The sequence below is a fragment of the Ferrovum myxofaciens genome, assembly GCF_000735045.1.
Classification (GTDB): Bacteria; Pseudomonadota; Gammaproteobacteria; order Burkholderiales; family Ferrovaceae; genus Ferrovum; species Ferrovum myxofaciens.
Map to the genome: position 1 here is coordinate 1 of NZ_JPOQ01000241.1, position 253 is coordinate 253.

The window sequence follows — 253 nt, forward strand, 5'->3', positions numbered from 1 at the left end:
TCCCAATATTTCGGCCACCCGATTCACCGGCATTTCGCGTTCGATTAACGCCATGGCAAATGCCTCAAACAACAGCGTAAATCCACTGCCGGGGCGGGACCATGGCACATCAACCGTCAACACCTTCCCATCGGTTGTCTTGATGCGCGGCACACCACAATGCAAAAAACAGTGGTGCTCAAAGAAGTTCAAATGTTGCCACTCACGCCCCACCTTATCGTGCACAGGGCAAGCAGTACCCGTCTCATCCGGA

General features: G+C 53.8%; 1 protein-coding gene. It reads right to left on the reverse strand.

The features are described from left to right. On the reverse strand, positions 1-253 hold a 253-nt coding region (locus IV91_RS0113130; RefSeq protein WP_031599083.1), incomplete at both ends, for a helix-turn-helix domain-containing protein.